We start from the raw sequence: 17,705 nt of genomic DNA, 5'->3' as shown, positions 1-17,705 counted from the left end.
ATTATATAGTCATATTAGATTTATTCAAATATTTAGTTATTTGTACAGCTCTATCTTTCTTATTAGTGGTTAATAGCTCTATTATTATTCGAGCATTATCCATTTTCCTAACAGCATTAATAGTTGGTGTAATAAGTTCTATAATTTTTAATATGCACTCATCATCCATCTCAACTATATTATAATAATTCATTATAGCTCTTAATCCATAATTATTAGTATTAATTAGGAACTTTCTACCTTCTTTAAGTATGACCCCATTTTCCCCTTTTAAAGGAACTTCTGCCCATTGCTCTCCTATTAATATTAAATCTAAATACTTATTAATGCTTTTTATATTATAATAAATTGCTATGGCTTGCATTAATTTAAAGGTTAACCCGCTAATAGATAAATTTTTATATCTATACTGGCATCCCTTTTGATTCGGATTTATGTAAATATAATTTCTTCCATTATTATCTTCTTTATTTTCCAATACTATCAAATCTATCCCAAGATCCCTACAAAGCTTTTCTTCTTCTTCTGAGCTTAAATCAATTCCTAGTGTAATTAAAAGCTGACCTCCTAGAAAGCTAACATTATTTTTTATACTTTCAGAAGTAATTCCAGAACCTGAATCCTCTTCATGAATAACGTACTCTATATCTGCATTTAAATATTTTAAAACTAAATGTAGTGATGATATCGCACACAATCCATCAACATTTGATACACCGTAAATAACTATTTTATTTCTATTATTTACTGCTTCTACCACATGTTCAATTGCTTTGTTCATATTTTTAAGTATAAAGGGATTATATCCAGTAATATAATTTGGACTATAAATACTCTCCCAAAACTTACGCATTATAAACTCCTCCATAAAACTTAAGAAAACACATATATTATAATGTATAATCATAAATATTACAAATGTTTTCTTGTAAAAAAACAATAAACCTCCAAAATAATTTGGAGGTTTATCAAATATTATATAATATTATGCTAATTTAGCTTTTGATTGCTTGTTTTTCTTAGCTTTTCTATCCTTTAACATTACCCAAGTAGGAGCTGCTATAAATATAGATGAATATGCACCTGCAGCTATGCCTATAATTAATGGGAATGTAAATTCTCTAACTGTAGGTACGAAAATATTAACAGCTATTATTGTAACTAAAGTAGTCAAAGTAGTATTAATAGATCTTGACATTGTTTGAGTTAAACTCTTATTAGCAATTTCTGATGAAGAAGTTCTTCTCATATTCTTAGAATTTTCTCTAATTCTATCAAAAATTACTATAGTATCATTAATTGAATAACCTACTATCGTTAAAACCGCTGCAATAAATGGTGTATTTACAGGAATATTAAAAATAGCAAATACACTAACTGTTATTAGTAAATCATGAACTAATGCAATTATAGCTGCAATACCATAATTAAGTTCAAATCTTATAGCTATATAAATTAACATAGCAGCACAAGCTACAAATAAAGCTAAAATTGAATTTCTAGTTAATTCCCTACCAACTGAAGCACCTATTTCTACTTGAGATAATAAATCATCATCTTCTAAATTATACTTTTCTTGTAATGCTTTGAAAACAGATTCTACCTTAGAACTATCAAAGTCATTAGACTTAATTTCGTATTGATTCCCTTCAGCTTCGTTAGTTACAGCTCCAGGTACAATTCCTTTTACTATTTCATCAGCTTCCGGTTTATTAAATCCTTCGTTATATTGAACTACTATCTTAGTTCCACCTAAGAAATCTATACCAAAGTTTAGACCCTTAGTAAAAGTAAATCCTAATCCTATAACAATAACTATTATTGATAAGGCGAACCAAAGCTTAGTTTTTTCTATAATCTTAAGCATTATTTTCACCTCTCTTAACTCTAAATTGTCCAAGACTCTTTAAAAGTCCTATTTCAACAGCTAAAGTAATTAGTGTTTTAGTAACTATTAATGCTGTAAATAAGCTTAATACTATACCTATCATAAGAGTTACAGCAAATCCTTTTACTGAGCCAGATCCTATAAAGTAAAGTATTAATGCAGCAATAAATGTAGTTGAATTTGAGTCTACAATTGAAGACATAGCATTTTCAAATCCTGCTTTAACTGCACTTTTAATAGATATCCCTCTAGAAAGTTCCTCTCTTATTCTTTCAAATATAAGAATATTTGCATCAACAGCCATACCAATAGTTAATAATAAAGCTGCTATTCCAGGTAGAGTTAATGTTACTTTCATTTCAGCAAAGACTAATAAAACTAATGAAATATATAGAGTTAATGCTATACTTGCAAATATTCCTGGCACTCTATAATATAAAATCATAAAAATAAAAATAAGTCCTACGCCTATAGCCCCTGCTTTTAATGCATTAGGTAAGGCTTCTGCTCCAAGTTGAGCACCAACATTATTAACTGAAGCTGCTTGAACAGTTACTGGTAATGCACCAGAACTTATTACTCCTGCAAGCTTCTTAGCTTCATCCATTGAAGACATACCATTAATTACTGCTTTCCCATCAGTAATTGCATTTTGAACTACTGGAGAAGATACAACTTCATCATCCATATATATACTTATACTTTTTCCTATGTTATTAGCTGTAACTTCAGCAAATTTTGATTGACCATCTTCATTTAACTCTAGTGAAACAACTGGTCTTGACGTATCATCTAATATAGCTGTTGCTTCTTTTACATCCTTTCCAGTTAAAACTACGTTACCCTCTGAATCTTTAAACTCTAGGTTTCCAGTCTTAGTAAGTCCATCAACTATTTCACTTGAATTAAATGCTCCAGGGATATCTATCCTAATTCTTTTATCACCTTCAACAGTTACTACTGTTTCTGCAACCCCTATTTTATTTACTCTAAGTTCTAATAATTGTTTCGTTCTTTCTAACACATCAGATGAAACATCTTCATCAACAATTTCCATCAATACAGAAACTCCACCTTGAAGGTCTAGTCCCTTTGTAATTGCCTCATCAAAAGACTTTACTTTCCACCCTGCAAATTCAAAACCTTTAAACCCAATAAAGGCTAAGGAAATTATAATTACAACTGAAAGTATTAATAACACCGAGTTTTTACTTTTACTTCTCCTCTTCATGGTTTTCCCCCTCTAGTACATTTTCATTTAAATTATATATCTTATGTTAATCAATATCAACTACTTTTAGTATATTATGTAATTAAAATATATTTTATGTATAAAAAATCCCTTAATATGTAAAAAAGTAAGAGAAGGGATATCTCTTACTTTAATAATTTAATTATAGGTTTATTCCAAGCATTCCTGATAGAAGTCCAATTAATATGCATAATGCAAACTTCATAAAATCATAAATAGTTAATGTAGCTTCAGCGCCAAAAATAATGCCAATTAAATATAAGACTATGTAAAACATGCAACCTACAGCTAATCCAACTATCCACCCCTTGCTTCCATAGTTTTTCACTGCAAAAACAGATCCTACTACAAGAGATAAAGCTGTTATTACTACATAAATAATATTTAGCACATTTTCTTCTATAGGTAATTTATTCATCACTAATGAAAATATAATAGTAGCAATAACCGTAATTACCAACGCACATAAAAGGCCTCTAAAAATACTTTTAAAATAGTTTACCCACTCCATAAAAATCACCCCCTAGTACTAATCTATGATAGCCTAGGGGGCTTTATTCTTATTCTTCTACTTTATTTACCTTAGTAGCTATACCGCTCTTTGAAATTTTAAGTTTAGTTCTTTCAGCACTTGACTCAATAACTACATAGTCATCTTCAACGATAACAACTCTTCCCATTATTCCGCCTCTAGTAATTATTTCATCATTTTTTTCTATAGCAGAAATCATTTCATTATATTTTTTTGTTCTCTTCTTTTCTGGTAGTATTAATAAGAAATACATAAGACCGAACATTAAAGCAAAAGGTAACACTAACGATAATATTGCTTCCATTTAATTCATTCCCTTCATTATAACTTTTGTTTATATATTTTGATAATAAAAACTATAACTTAATAATATAGTACTGTCAATTATATTAACAGATATTTAATACTTTAAGCTCTACCATTCCATTCCTTTAACTTTTCTTCTTTAAACTCTTTAAAGTATCCTCCATCAATTGCATTTCTGATATCTTCCATAAGTTTATTATAGAAATAAAGATTATGAAGAACACAAAGTCTCATTGCAAGCATTTCCTTAGCCTTAAATAAATGTCTAATATAAGCTCTTGTATAACTCTTACATGCTGGACACTGACAACCTTCATCTATTGGTCTAGTATCAAGTTCAAACTTAGCATTCATTAAATTAATCTTGCCATCCTTTGTAAACACATGACCATGTCTACCATTTCTAGCAGGAAGTACGCAGTCAAAGAAGTCAACGCCTCTATCCACTGCTTCTAATATATTACTAGGAAGTCCAACTCCCATCAAGTAAATAGGTTTATCTTCAGGCAAATGAGGAACTACCGCATCTATAACTCTGTACATTTCTTCATGAGTTTCTCCTACAGCAAGACCTCCAATAGCATATCCATCTAAGTCCATTTTAGTTATAGTTTTAGCATGATCTATTCTAATATCCTCATAACATCCGCCTTGATTAATACCAAAAAGCATTTGTTCTTTGTTTATTGTTTCAGGTAGAGAATTTAACCTATCCATTTCTACCTTACATCTTTCAAGCCATCTAGTAGTTCTTGCTACAGATTTCTCAACATAATCTCTAGTTGAAGGGTTTGGAATACATTCATCAAAAGCCATTGCTATAGTTGAAGCTAAGTTGCTTTGGATTTGCATTGATTCTTCTGGTCCCATAAAGATCTTTTTACCATCTATATGAGAAGAGAAATAAACACCTTCTTCTTTTATTTTTCTCATTCCAGATAGAGAAAATACTTGGAATCCACCTGAATCTGTAAGAATCGGTCTATCCCAGTTCATAAATTTATGTAATCCTCCAAGCTCAGCAACTACCTTATCTGAAGGTCTTAAATGTAAATGATAAGTATTAGAAAGCTCTACTTGACATCCTATTTCCTTTAAATCCATTGTAGAAACAGCACCCTTAATAACTGCTAATGTTCCTACATTCATAAATACTGGCGTTTCTATAGTTCCATGAGGAGTTTCAAACCTACCTCTTCTTGCCTTGCCATCCTTCTTTAATAAAGTATATCTTTTTTTACTCAAAATTTCACTTCCTCTTCTAGTTTACTCTTTTATAAGCATTGAATCTCCAAAGGAGAAAAATCTATATCTTTCTTTAACTGCTTCATTATAAGCATTCATAACATTTTCTTTTCCTGCAAGAGCAGAAACTAACATAATTAATGTTGACTCTGGTAAGTGGAAATTAGTTATTAATTCATCTATAACCTTATATTTATATCCTGGATAAAGGAAAATATCTGTCCAACCACTTTGTTCCCTAACAAATCCATTTTCATCTCCAATAGTTTCTAATGTCCTTGTTGAAGTAGTACCTACAGCAATAACTTTATTTCCTCTCTTTTTAGTTTCATTAATTATATCTGCATTTTCCTTATCTAAATGATAGAATTCAGAGTGCATAATATGTTCATTAATATCATCTACCTTAACAGGTCTGAAAGTTCCAAGTCCAACGTGCAGCGTCAAATATGCTATATTTATACCTTTACCCTTAATTTCCTTTAATAATTCTTCTGTAAAGTGAAGACCTGCTGTTGGAGCTGCTGCTGAACCTTTTTCTTTAGAGTATACTGTTTGATATCTTTCCCTATCTTCTAGTCTTTCAGTTATATATGGTGGCAAAGGCATTTCCCCTAGCTCATCTAAAACTTGTTCAAATATCCCATCATAACTAAATTCAATAACTCTATTTCCTTCTTCAACTATATCAACAACTTCACATTTAAGCTTACCTTCTCCAAAGGTAAATCTTTGCCCTATCTTTGCTCTTTTACCTGGTTTAGCTAAACATTCCCACTTATCTCCTTCTATTCTTTTTAACAGAAGAAATTCTATTTTTCCACCAGTATTTTCTTTTTCACCTATAAGCCTAGCTGGCATTACTCTTGTATTATTTAATACTAAAGTATCTCCTTCATTTAAATAATCTATCACATCATGGAAGGATTTGTGTTCTATACTTCCTGTCTTTTTATCTAAAACCATAAGCCTTGAAGCATCTCTTTTTTCTAAGGGATGTTGTGCAATTAATTCTTCTGGCAAATAAAAATCAAAATCACTTACTTTCATTGTATTATCTCCTTATCTATGGTCATTCATTCTTAGAACAACTTTTGTTGCTCACCATTTAATTTCTTATTTTTGCTTCTCCCCAAATGTTCATAAGCCTTATCAGTTGCAATTCTTCCCCTTGAAGTTCTTACTATAAAACCTGTTTGAAGCAAATATGGTTCATAGACATCTTCAATAGTTCCAAGCTCCTCTCCAATAAAGTAAGATAGTGTTTCTATACCTACTGGTCCCCCATTAAAGTTATCAATAATTGCTTCTAAAATTTTATTATCTACTCTATCAAAACCTTTATTATCAACTTCAAGCAAATTTAAAGCCGCTTTAGCTTCCTTTGCACTTATAAGTGAATTAGAATAAACTTCTGCATAATCTCTAACTCTTTTTAATAATCTATTTGCTATTCTTGGAGTACCTCTAGATCTTCTTGCAAGCTCTAAAGCTCCTTCTTCTGTAATATGGCAGTTTAGTACAAAGGCAGATCTTATTACAATCTCCTTAAGTTGCTCAACTGAATAATACTGCATATCACAAAGAACTCCAAATCTATCCCTAAGGGGAGATGTAAGCATTCCAATTCTAGTAGTTGCCCCTATTAAGGTAAACTTCGGTAAGTCCAATCTTATAGATTTTGCAGCTGCTCCTTTTCCTATTACAATATCTAGAACATAGTCCTCCATTGCAGGATATAATATCTCTTCTACATTTCTATTAAGTCTATGAATCTCATCTATAAATAAAACATCGTTATCCTTAAGGGTAGTTAGTATAGCTGCTAAATCACCAGCCCTTTCAATAGCAGGTCCGGATGTTATCTTAAGCTCTCCATCCATTTCTTTAGCTATAATATTAGCTAACGTTGTCTTTCCAAGACCTGGAGGTCCATAAAGAAGCACATGGTCTAAGGCTTCACTTCTATTTTGAGCAGCTTTAATAAAAATACTTAATCTCTCCTTGACCTTATCTTGCCCTATGTATTCCTCTAAACTTTGTGGCCTTAGACTTAATACACTTCCGTCTTCAAATATTTCCTGTGGTGTTATTATTCTTTCCATAATCCACCTCTCTATCCCATTAGAACCTTTAAACAATTCTTAATGATATTTTCTATGCTTTCAGTTTTATCTACCTTACTTAAAGCAGCTTCAGCTTCCTTCTCAGAATATCCTAATGCTAGTAGAGCACTTAAAGATTCTGCAATATTTATAGCACTATTTGAAGCAATATCCATAAAATCTGATGAACTTTCATTATTACCTGAAATCTCTTCTTTCTTAATTTTATCCTTAAGCTCTAATATAATTCTTCCAGCCGTTTTCTTCCCTATACCAGGAGCCTTACATAAGTGCTTATCATCACCCATCATAATTGCATATCGTAAATTATTAATTCTACTAATAGATAATAATGATAATGCTGCCTTTGAGCCTACACCATTAATGGATATTAACAATTTAAACATTTCAAGTTCTTCTTTTGTGTCAAATCCATAAAGCCCCATGAAGTCTTGTCTAACTATATGTTCAAGATATAACTTAACTTCTTCATCTATTTTTGGCATAGCTGACATAGTTGCACCTGAAGTAAACACCTTATATCCAATTCCATTATTTTCAACTATAATATAATCTTTATTTATTCCCTTATATCTTCCCTTTATGTATTCAAACATAGACTTACACTCCTTTATGCATACCAACTATACTTTACATCTTATTTTAATCTACACTATACTTTATCATTATAAATAAAATAATTCAACTTCTACAACTTATATCTGTAAACATTCTATACAAAAACTAAAGAGTTCCCTCAAGCATTTCTTGAGGCAACCCTTTTATCTTTATTATTATGTTAAAAGTAAAATAATATTTTCTTATCTAGAATCTCCAATAAAGAATAATGCTATTGTTCCAGGTCCTGCATGACTTCCAATTACTGGACCAATATTATTTATAATAACATCCCTTACTTTGATTTCACTAGTTATAAGTTCCTTTAGATGCTCTGCTTCTTCTAAACAGTCTCCATGACTAATAAATATAGTCTGCTCCTCAGGATTAACTATCTTCTCAGTTATCTTTTCTTGTAATACTTTAATAGATTTTTTTCTACCCTTAACTTTAGATACAGGAGTAAGCTTCCCCTCATCATCTACATGCATTACAGGCTTTATGCTTAACATTGTTCCTACTATAGCAACAGAACTTGAAATTCTTCCACCTCTTTTTAAGTGATTTAAATCATCAACAGTAAACCAGTGATTTACCCTTACCTTATTTTCTTCAACCCAGCTTACTATTTCATCTTTACTCTTTCCATCTTTAAGCATTTTAGCTGCATAGAAAACTAACAATCCAAGTCCCATAGATGCACTTTTTGAATCTATAATTGTAATATCAGCATTTTCATTATCTAATTTGATATTTTCCATAGCTAATCTTGCACTATTAATACAACCGCTTAAAGCAGATGAAAAGCCTATATATATTATTGCATATCCTTCATTAACATACTTTCCGAATTTTTCTTGGAACTCTCCAATATTTACTTGGGATGTTGTTGGCATTTCTCCATTTCTAATAAACTTATAGAAATTTTTATAATTTATGCTTTCACCTAAATCATCAGGAATATCTTCTCCTTTAAAATTTACTCTTAGATGCATAACTTCAATATTATTTTCTTTTACAAAGTTAATAGGTAAATCACAACATGAATCTGTAAATATTATTGTCTTCATTATTTCCCTCCTATCTTTTATCCATCGCTACCATTGCTAATACTCCAATCTTCCAAAATGAGAGATAAGTACTGCTACGCGCCTGAATTAGTTCTTCTAAGCTTCAGATTCAGTAAGCATCCTGCACTCTATGAAAGTAATTCACACAAAACGCAAGATTTTGGTTTTCTACTTTTTAAGAAAATTTCATCTGAAGCTAAGAATCACTTTATTGCTATATCTTATACTATAATTATATTACTATTGCGAAATAATTCCATACTCTAATAATATTTTATTTTGTTTCTTTCTTACTTTGTCTAGATATGTTAAGCAATATACCTATGGCCCCTAAATTAAAGACTAAGGAGGTTCCACCATAACTAATAAAAGGCATTGGTACGCCCGTTACTGGCATTGAACCTGTTACAACTGCAATATTTATTATTGCTTGAATTGCTATTACAGATATTATTCCAATAGAAATTAAGAAGCCATAGTTATCTCTAGCTTTAATAGCTATTGAAACTCCTTTAATAACAATAAACATAAATAATAAAATTATTGCTATACATCCAATAAGCCCAAGTTCCTCGCCAATAATTGCAAAAATAAAATCATTATGAGGCTCAGGCATAAAAAGAGCCTTTTGTCTTGAGTTTCCAAGTCCTGAACCAAAAACACCTCCAGAACCAAGAGCATAAAAGGATTGTATTAACTGATAACTTTTTCCTGAAGTATCTGCCCAAGGATCTAAAAATGATGTAAATCTATCTAATCTATAAGGCTGTAAATAAATTAAAAATCCTAATATTGCAACACCTACTGGAACAAATGAAAGAATATGAATTAATTTTCCGCCTCCAACAAATATCATTACAACAGCCACCATCATAACAATAGCCGTAATACTCAAATTTTTACCTGCAAGGATTAATACTGCAAATGAAGCAGCAATTGCTAAATAAAATATTGTTCCTTCCTTAAATTTCCTTATCTTATCTTTCCTCCTATCTATAAGTAATGCAAGATAAAGAACTAAAACATACTTTGCTAGTTCTGAAGGCTGGAAGGATAGAGGTCCAATCCTTATCCATCTTGTAGCTCCATTAAGATTAACTCCTAAAAATAGCACTAAAACCAAGGCTATGTATGTAAACATAACAAAATATGGCGTCCATTTTTTATAAATATGATAGTCTATGGACATAGTTACTAACATTCCGCATATTCCGACTATTGCCCATATGATTTCTTTAATAAAAAAGAAATCACTATTATCCTTTTCATATAAGGCATAGTAAGAACTAGATGAATATACCATAACAATACCTATGAAAAGTAGTATTAAAATTCCACATAGTAGCCCATAGTCAATATCTTTCATCTTTATTCTTTTTTTTAGTTTTCTAGGTCTTCTTTTACTTCCTCTACTAACTGTATTCATTTTTTCTCCTACTACCCATTATTTTAAATTTAATTTTACTTTAGTTCCTTTTTCAATTAATTTCCCTGCTAAAACATCTTGACTATCTACTACACCAGTACCATTAACTTTATAAGTAATATTTAAACTATCTAGTATTTTCATGGCTTCCTCTAAGGTTTTTCCTTTTAAATCTGGCATAATCAGCTTATTTCCATCAGTATTATCATTAACTAAATTAACACTTATAGTAGAACCACTTTCTACTAATGAGCCTGGATAAGGTTCCATATTGATAACCTTCTTCGAAGTTGATTCAACATCTATCTTTAATCCACTTTCTTCTAAAATTCTCTTTGCTTCTTCTGTTGTCTTACCTCTTAATTCTGGCACAACAACTTTTTCCTTTTCATTATATCTATCAGTATAAATTTGAGAATCTAAATAAGTAAATAACTCTCCTAATAAAGATTTTAAAATTGGAGTTGTAACAGGACCACCATAATATTGTCCAGCACTAGGATTTACAACTTTTATATAAATAGTTATCTGAGGATCCTCTACAGGATATAAAGCTAGTACTGAAGCTATATATTTATCATCTGAATATCCACCCAATACTGGATCTACAGTTTGAGCTGTACCAGTCTTACCTCCTACTCTTCTTTCTGCTCCCATCAAAGTTCCACCTGGTTGCCCACTATTAATTGTTCTCTCTAAATAGTCTCTTAAAGTTGCTGTGGTTTCTTTTGATATAATATTTTCTTTGATAGTTGGCTTAAATACTTCATCTATTACTTTCGTACCATTTCCTGCATTATAACTTATATCTTTCATAATATGAGGTTGAATTAAATCTCCACCATTTGCTATAGCATTAAATGCTGTTAATAGTTGAATACTATTTACTGTATTAGTTTGACCAAAAGCTATAGTAGCTAAGTCCATTTCACTAGCATCACTAACTGACTTTACAATTCCTTCTGATTCCTGCGGTAAATCAACTTTACTCATTTGTCCGAAACCAAATTTATCAATATACTCCTTTAACTTTGGATATCCTATTCTAGATCCTAACTCCATAAATCCAACATTACATGAATTTTGAAGAATTTCAGGTAAGGTTTGAGTACCATGACCTGCTAAATTCCAACATTTTATAGTTGTTGAGCCAAACTTAACTCCACCATCACAGTAGAATGTATCATTTTCACTCGCTAATCCTTCTTCTAGCACAGCAGCCATTGTTATATTCTTAAATGTTGATCCAGGCTCAAAGGAATTACTTACTGCATCATTTTTTAACATATTTTGAAGTTTTTCAGAATCATCGGCACCTTCAAACTTTTCATATTCTTCATAAGGATTATTAGGATTAAAATCTGGCTTATTTGCCATAGCAAGTATTTCTCCATTATTAGGATTCATTACTATTACATTTACTTCCGTAGCTTTATTATCAGTAAATGCTTTTTCAGCTGCCTTTTCAGCCATTAATTGAATATTTTCATCTATAGTTAATGACACATTTTTTCCATCAACAGGATTTGCAAATTTAACTGTTTGGAAAGGTAATTCCTTAAGACTTCCATCTACCTCTGCTATTTTATATCCAGGAAGACCTGTTAGTTCTGAATTATATTGCAGCTCAACTCCATTTAAAGGAATATTATCAGAATTAACGCTACCTAAAGCATGAGCCAAGAAATTGTTATTAGGATAATACCTCTTTGGATTAATAGATATGACAACACCGTATATATTTAAATCTTTAATTCTATCAGCTACTTCCTTATCTATCCCCTTAACTAAAGTAGTTGTATAAATTTTTACTCCATCTTCAATTACAGGCTCTAACTTCTTAAGTACCTCATCATAAGGTACTCCAGAGGCCTCAGATAATTTTCTTGCAACTTCTTCCTTAGTAGTTTTATTTTCTTCATCTTCTATATAAATATCTATTGCCTTTAAATCTAAATCTACTCTATATACATCAATTGATGTTGCAAGTATAGACCCATTTCTATCTGTTATATCTCCTCTATCAGCTGCAACTGTTACCTGAGAGTTCCATTGTCCTTGAGCCATATGCTTGTACTCTTTACTCTTATAAATCATTATGTAAGTTAATCTTCCTATAAGCACTAGAAAAACCAAACACACTCCTATAGTTACATATAAAGCTCTTTCTCTTGAATTATTATTGTTTTTTTTAGTATTATTTTTAGTTCTTCCTTTCATAATAAACCCCCATGGCACTTTTTTTATTTTCATAGGTTGTACTATTAATTATATCAAATAGCCAATAATTATGTAAATCAGTATAATAAAATAATTGGCTGCCAAAAGACAGCCATTATTTCAATTAAAAATTATCAATTAATAGTTAATAATTATTGAATAAATAATTTATTTAAAATTACTTATTCAATAATGGTAGATACTCTTCATATCCTTCTTCTTTCATTTTATCTTTTGAGATAAATTTTAATGAAGCAGAGTTTATACAATATCTAAGTCCACCTAATTCTTCTGGTCCATCACAAAATACGTGACCTAAGTGAGAATCAGAATTTTCACTTCTTACTTCAGTTCTAATCATACCATGGCTTGAATCCATCTTTTCTTTAATTAATTTTCTATCTATAGGTTTTGAAAAAGCTGGCCACCCACAACCTGAATCAAATTTATCAGTAGATACAAATAAAGGTTCTAATGATACAACATCAACGTAAATCCCTTCTTCAAAATGATCAAAATACTCATTAGTATAAGGTGCTTCAGTTGCACTTTCTTGGGTAACTTTATATTGTAATTCAGTTAGCTTCTCTTTCAACTCTTCTTTACTATATTTTTTCAATTCCATCCCTCCATTATATTTATCCAATGGCTACCATTGCTAACACTCTCATCTTTTATAAGTTGGAGTTAAGTACTGCTACGCCCCTGGATTAGTTATTCTAAGCTTCAGATGGAGTAGGCATCCAGCATTCTGTGAAAGTTACTCCACAAAATTCAAGATTTTAGTTCTCTACCTTTTAATAAAACTCCACCTGAAGCAAAGAATCACTTTATATTATAAATACATTTTAAACTTTGTCTATTTATTCTTAGTGACAAATATTCTTTTTACCACAACTTGTGGTGGTTGTGACTTAGTCATAGCTTCAGCTAGTCTCATATAAACTAAATCACCTTTTTGAAGCTCTATATTTTCCTTTTTATCATTTAAGGAATTCATAATTTTAGTTTCTTCATTTACAATTCCAACTATTGTGGTTTTACCTACTTCTACACCCTTAATATAACCTTCAACAGTTATTCTAATTGATTTTCCATCTTCATCCTTTTGAATATCGGTTATTTCACCAATAAATAAAGGGCTTTTACTATTAATCCCTTTTTCCGGATTAGCTCCTATCATAATAAATGAACAAACTAATAATGAAAATATCACTATTAATGACTTTTTAAATTTCATAAAAGTACCTCCTTATAAAATAATCACTAATAGTTTTGTCCTTATCATTATATTTATGCATATTTATATTTTACTTTTTAGAAACATACATATTATCTTTAATATAAAATCTCCATGGAAAATCCTTTGCTTCTTCTGCATAATCTATCCCTATCCTTATAGTCTCAACTATTTCAAAATTTTTATTAGGATTAGCTTCTATATATAGGCTTCCTTCTTTATAAAACTCAATATAGTTCTCTTTTTTAGTAATATTTAATGCAGTACAAAGTTTAGAAGGCCCATTAGTTAAGTTTTTCTTTTGAGTTTTTGTTAATTCATCGTAGCTTTTATTAAACCTAACATTAGATAAGTAATCTAAGTTATCTATAGGCTCTACTGCCCTAATTAATACTGCTTCCGGCTCATCTTTTATATTTGTAACTATATTTAAACAATGATACAGCCCATAAATAAAATATACATAAGCAATTCCGCCTTCCTGAAAAAGAGGTTTCGTTCTTTCGGTTTTCTTATAATTATATGCATGACAAGCTTTATCTGAGGCTCCAATATAGCTTTCTGTCTCTACTATTATTGATTTAATCTTTCTTCCATCTACTTCTCTAACTAAGTAATCTCCTAGTATTTCCTTTGCAACACTAATAGCATTCCTTTGATAAAAGTCTTTTTCTATAATCATAAATCCTCCTTATAATTATATAAGTTTATTTTTAACATATAAGTTACAATAAAGTTTTACATTTTATTAAGTTATATTTAATAAGTAGAATACGTTAGTTAATGAAGTATATAGTCAACTTATATAGAAATTTAAAAATTGATACTTTCAATTGATGTAATTTACTTTGGAATTATTTCCCACTCAAAATTCTATAAGACTACAAAATGTAAATTATTTATTGAAACATATATAAATATCAGCCATATTATTATTGAATAAATATAGAATATTTATTGAATCTTATATTTCTTATTATACTATAATATTTATTTTTAAAACCTTACAATTCTTTTACATATAAATAAAGCAAGAAAATAGAGCCCTAAAGCTCTATTTCTTGCTATTTTAGATTATTTAACAATTCTAAGGTTTTATCCTTATCTTTATAATTAATAAAAACAACTTTATCCTGTGAAGTTATTTTTATAAAGGGCCCCTCTTTGCTTTGTATGTAAAGCTTTACCTTTTCTCCATTTTCTAATTTAAAGTCACCTTTTTTATTTGATCCATCACTATAACCATTTGTCCTACTAGATATTTCAGGCAAACTTTCTATTGACTCTATTGCTGTTATATTAACCTTTTTAATAGATGTCCCATAACTTCCATCAATTATTATAGAACTATCTGTAAGCCTTATTTCATTAGGTTCACTTCCTACAGAAAAAGTTATAATAAGCACTGCTAAAGTAATAAAACTAACTACTGCTAAAACTACTATTTCTGCCTTGCTTTTCTTATTGTGGTCAAACTTTTGAAGATAAAAAATATATCCAAAAATAACAACTATTATTATTACAGTAAGTGGCATTATAGAAAAATTAAAATATCCTGTTATAATTCCACCAAAAAATAATAATGCTGAAATAATATAGCACATTCTAGCCATATGTTTAGCTAATTCTTCAATTTCAATATTTTCTTTTTCAACTTTAGAAGCAGTATTATATCCTGATATAAGCCAATAACATTTATATTTACTTATAGCCACTCCAATTAATATAAATACCAAACTTACTATTGATAATATAATTATGGGAATCATAGAAATCAACTCCTTTAAAGTTAAAAACCACCTCTTATAAGGTTAATTATATCACTTTAGATGATTAAGTCAATATCTTTTCAGAATATACTTTACCACTCTATTGTTAGAATATTAACATCCTCTTTTGTAAATGAAACCTTATACCCTTCATAAATTAACCATGATAACAATTCTTTTTGTACTTCTTCATCATTGCAGACTAAAATAGCTGATACCTTGTTTATATTAACCTCTTTAGCATAATTAATATTATCTAAAAGCTTTCTTTTATGATCTTTTAATATCTCTATATCCATTTTCCCATCTCCCTTCCATTAATATTATTCATATCTCTATATTTATATGTAAATTATTTTAAAGAAAAAAAATACCACCTAAAAGGTAGTATTAATGAAAAATAACTAATTAAAAAATGAAAATTTAATGAAATAATTTGTTTGAAACAAAAAATAATTAGCCACTAAGCTAATTATTTTTTATTACTCCAATAGCTACTCCTAATATATTAACATTTCTATTTGATAATTCTATAGGAGAATATAATGAATTCGCTGGCATAAGTTTTGGAGTTTCACTATTTAGATTTAATGTCTTTAACGTAGCTTCTCCGTCTAAATTAGCTGCAACTATATCATTATGGTTAGCTGTAGCTTGCTTTTTAATTACTACTAAATCACCATTACAGATATTTTTATCAACCATGGAGTCACCCTTAACTCTTAGAATAAATGATTCCTTACCTTTCTCAAGCCAATATTTAGGCAAGTAGAAATTACCTTCAATATTATCATTTATTTCTATTGGGTTACCAGCTGCTATATTATTAAACATAGGAACGTCTAACAATTCATCCTCGTTAAAAATAACATTATTCTCTTCTAATAATTCCTTTGAATTAGAAGCAGTATCTATATTGAATTCAACAACTTCCTTATTTCTAAGATTAATATATTGATACTTTTCTATAGTATTAATTTCTTTTTTCTTACTTTCGAATTTTACTTTAAAGTTAAATGTTTTCCCCTTTATATCAAATCCTAATGAGTTAAACTTTCTTCCCTTAATCATCCAAGAATTTTCTTTAGTGTTAAGTTCACTATTTAAAATTAAAATAAATGAAGAGTAAGTTTTTTCTTTATATATAGCTTTTACTAGGTCTATTTCAGCCTTGGTTAACTTTTCAGTATCATCTAATATTATATGACTATATATTCCACTAAGCTTTTTTACATATTGTAATGCAAATAACACATGATCATATTCATCTATTCTATAACTTGAATATAACTTTTCATTATACATTTCCTTGAGGTTATAAATTCCTTCACGAGTATAAGAAGACTTTTTTATTCTACCTTTTCTTCCTTTTCTATCAACTGTTAGATATTCTTCTAAGGAGAAATTACTTGCCTTTATCCATAGAATTTCATCTAATAAGAATTCATATGAAGCTTTTTTTATAAACTTTGATTTCTTATAAAATCCTTCTATATTTTCTTTTAAATCTTCTAATACCTTTAAAGCTTCTCTTCTATGTATATTATTAAATGATTGTCCTCTTTCTCTTCCATAAGCATTATAATATGTATTAACAAGTTCTTCTAAAGTTATAATTTCCACCCTATTTTTATCTAAAGAAAATAATGAGTAAAAATAATTCTCCTTACTTTCACTATTATATAGTTCCTTAGCTTTAAAGTTATTACTATGACTAGAAGTAATAAATACTATTTTATCTTCTTCATAAAGACAATAGTTATTTTCTAAGTTTAATAATTTATAAATTGAAGCAGTACTTTTTCCTGTATTTTCTTTTCCCTTTAATATTTGATATCCTGATGATTTATTATTAATAAACCTTTTTTGATATTTTGTAAGTTCCAAATTTTCACCGCCCTATCTTCTGTATATTTAAATGTATTTTAATAATATATTTTATTGAGATTTATGTCAAATAAGAAAGCTACTGTAAATAATTAGGGACTGTCTTTGACAATCCCTATCTTAATTATTAGTTTTTTAGTTTTAATT

The 17,705-nt window shown here is 29.3% G+C and carries 18 protein-coding genes; all 18 read right to left on the bottom strand.

Annotated features, from left to right (window positions below; translation table 11 throughout):
- Position 1: 1 nt before the first annotated feature.
- The gene (locus E6248_RS04840; RefSeq protein WP_136005705.1) at positions 2-853 is read right to left on the bottom strand and encodes a DHH family phosphoesterase; all 852 of its coding nucleotides are present in this window, start codon (positions 851-853) and stop codon (positions 2-4) included.
- A gap of 132 nt (positions 854-985) precedes the next feature.
- Complete coding sequence (gene secF, locus E6248_RS04835; RefSeq protein ID WP_316339682.1) at positions 986-1,867, bottom strand: protein translocase subunit SecF; 882 nt, start codon at positions 1,865-1,867, stop codon at positions 986-988.
- Positions 1,860-3,119, bottom strand: coding sequence for a protein translocase subunit SecD (gene secD, locus E6248_RS04830; RefSeq protein WP_316339681.1), 1,260 nt, complete (start codon positions 3,117-3,119; stop codon positions 1,860-1,862). The genes secF and secD overlap by 8 nt, the downstream gene beginning before the upstream one ends.
- 163 nt (positions 3,120-3,282) lie before the next feature.
- Positions 3,283-3,651 (bottom strand): TIGR04086 family membrane protein, encoded by a 369-nt coding sequence (locus E6248_RS04825; protein ID WP_316339680.1) that lies wholly within the window; start codon positions 3,649-3,651, stop codon positions 3,283-3,285.
- A 49-nt stretch (positions 3,652-3,700) separates the two neighbouring features.
- Complete coding sequence (gene yajC, locus E6248_RS04820) at positions 3,701-3,976, bottom strand: preprotein translocase subunit YajC (protein WP_136005711.1); 276 nt, start codon at positions 3,974-3,976, stop codon at positions 3,701-3,703.
- 104 nt (positions 3,977-4,080) lie between these two features.
- Complete coding sequence (tgt, locus tag E6248_RS04815; protein WP_316339679.1) at positions 4,081-5,223, bottom strand: tRNA guanosine(34) transglycosylase Tgt; 1,143 nt, start codon at positions 5,221-5,223, stop codon at positions 4,081-4,083.
- A 21-nt stretch (positions 5,224-5,244) separates the two neighbouring features.
- The gene (gene queA / locus E6248_RS04810; protein ID WP_316339678.1) at positions 5,245-6,273 is read right to left on the bottom strand and encodes a tRNA preQ1(34) S-adenosylmethionine ribosyltransferase-isomerase QueA; all 1,029 of its coding nucleotides are present in this window, start codon (positions 6,271-6,273) and stop codon (positions 5,245-5,247) included.
- Between the two features lie 32 nt (positions 6,274-6,305).
- Positions 6,306-7,328, bottom strand: coding sequence for a Holliday junction branch migration DNA helicase RuvB (gene ruvB / locus E6248_RS04805; protein ID WP_316339677.1), 1,023 nt, complete (start codon positions 7,326-7,328; stop codon positions 6,306-6,308).
- An 11-nt stretch (positions 7,329-7,339) separates the two neighbouring features.
- Entirely contained in the window at positions 7,340-7,945 is a 606-nt protein-coding gene (gene ruvA, locus E6248_RS04800) for a Holliday junction branch migration protein RuvA (protein ID WP_316339676.1), read from the bottom strand.
- 204 nt (positions 7,946-8,149) lie between these two features.
- The gene (locus E6248_RS04795; protein WP_396335131.1) at positions 8,150-9,019 is read right to left on the bottom strand and encodes a DegV family protein; all 870 of its coding nucleotides are present in this window, start codon (positions 9,017-9,019) and stop codon (positions 8,150-8,152) included.
- Positions 9,020-9,290: 271 nt separating this feature from the next.
- Positions 9,291-10,442, bottom strand: coding sequence for a putative lipid II flippase FtsW (gene ftsW / locus E6248_RS04790; protein ID WP_316339674.1), 1,152 nt, complete (start codon positions 10,440-10,442; stop codon positions 9,291-9,293).
- Positions 10,443-10,460: 18 nt separating this feature from the next.
- A complete protein-coding gene (locus tag E6248_RS04785; RefSeq protein ID WP_316339673.1) occupies positions 10,461-12,662 on the bottom strand; it encodes a penicillin-binding transpeptidase domain-containing protein in 2,202 nt (733 codons plus the stop codon).
- A 178-nt stretch (positions 12,663-12,840) separates the two neighbouring features.
- Positions 12,841-13,287 (bottom strand): peptide-methionine (R)-S-oxide reductase MsrB, encoded by a 447-nt coding sequence (gene msrB, locus E6248_RS04780; RefSeq protein WP_316339672.1) that lies wholly within the window; start codon positions 13,285-13,287, stop codon positions 12,841-12,843.
- Between the two features lie 234 nt (positions 13,288-13,521).
- Complete coding sequence (locus E6248_RS04775) at positions 13,522-13,902, bottom strand: hypothetical protein (protein WP_316339671.1); 381 nt, start codon at positions 13,900-13,902, stop codon at positions 13,522-13,524.
- A 70-nt stretch (positions 13,903-13,972) separates the two neighbouring features.
- Positions 13,973-14,584 carry a DNA-3-methyladenine glycosylase gene (locus tag E6248_RS04770; protein ID WP_316339670.1) on the bottom strand — a complete coding sequence of 204 codons (612 nt, stop codon included), beginning with the start codon at positions 14,582-14,584 and terminating at the stop codon, positions 13,973-13,975.
- Between the two features lie 382 nt (positions 14,585-14,966).
- A complete protein-coding gene (locus tag E6248_RS04765) occupies positions 14,967-15,671 on the bottom strand; it encodes a DUF3784 domain-containing protein (RefSeq protein ID WP_316339669.1) in 705 nt (234 codons plus the stop codon).
- A gap of 92 nt (positions 15,672-15,763) precedes the next feature.
- Positions 15,764-15,970: a hypothetical protein gene (locus E6248_RS04760; RefSeq protein ID WP_316339668.1), complete on the bottom strand. Its 207-nt coding sequence runs from the start codon at positions 15,968-15,970 to the stop codon at positions 15,764-15,766.
- Between the two features lie 169 nt (positions 15,971-16,139).
- Positions 16,140-17,558 (bottom strand): transcriptional repressor LexA, encoded by a 1,419-nt coding sequence (lexA, locus tag E6248_RS04755; RefSeq protein ID WP_316339667.1) that lies wholly within the window; start codon positions 17,556-17,558, stop codon positions 16,140-16,142.
- Between the last annotated feature and the right edge of the window lie 147 nt (positions 17,559-17,705).

Source organism: Clostridium sp. (assembly GCF_032552055.1).
GTDB lineage: Bacteria > Bacillota > Clostridia > Clostridiales > Clostridiaceae > Clostridium.
This window is presented reverse-complemented; position numbering and strand designations above follow the sequence as displayed.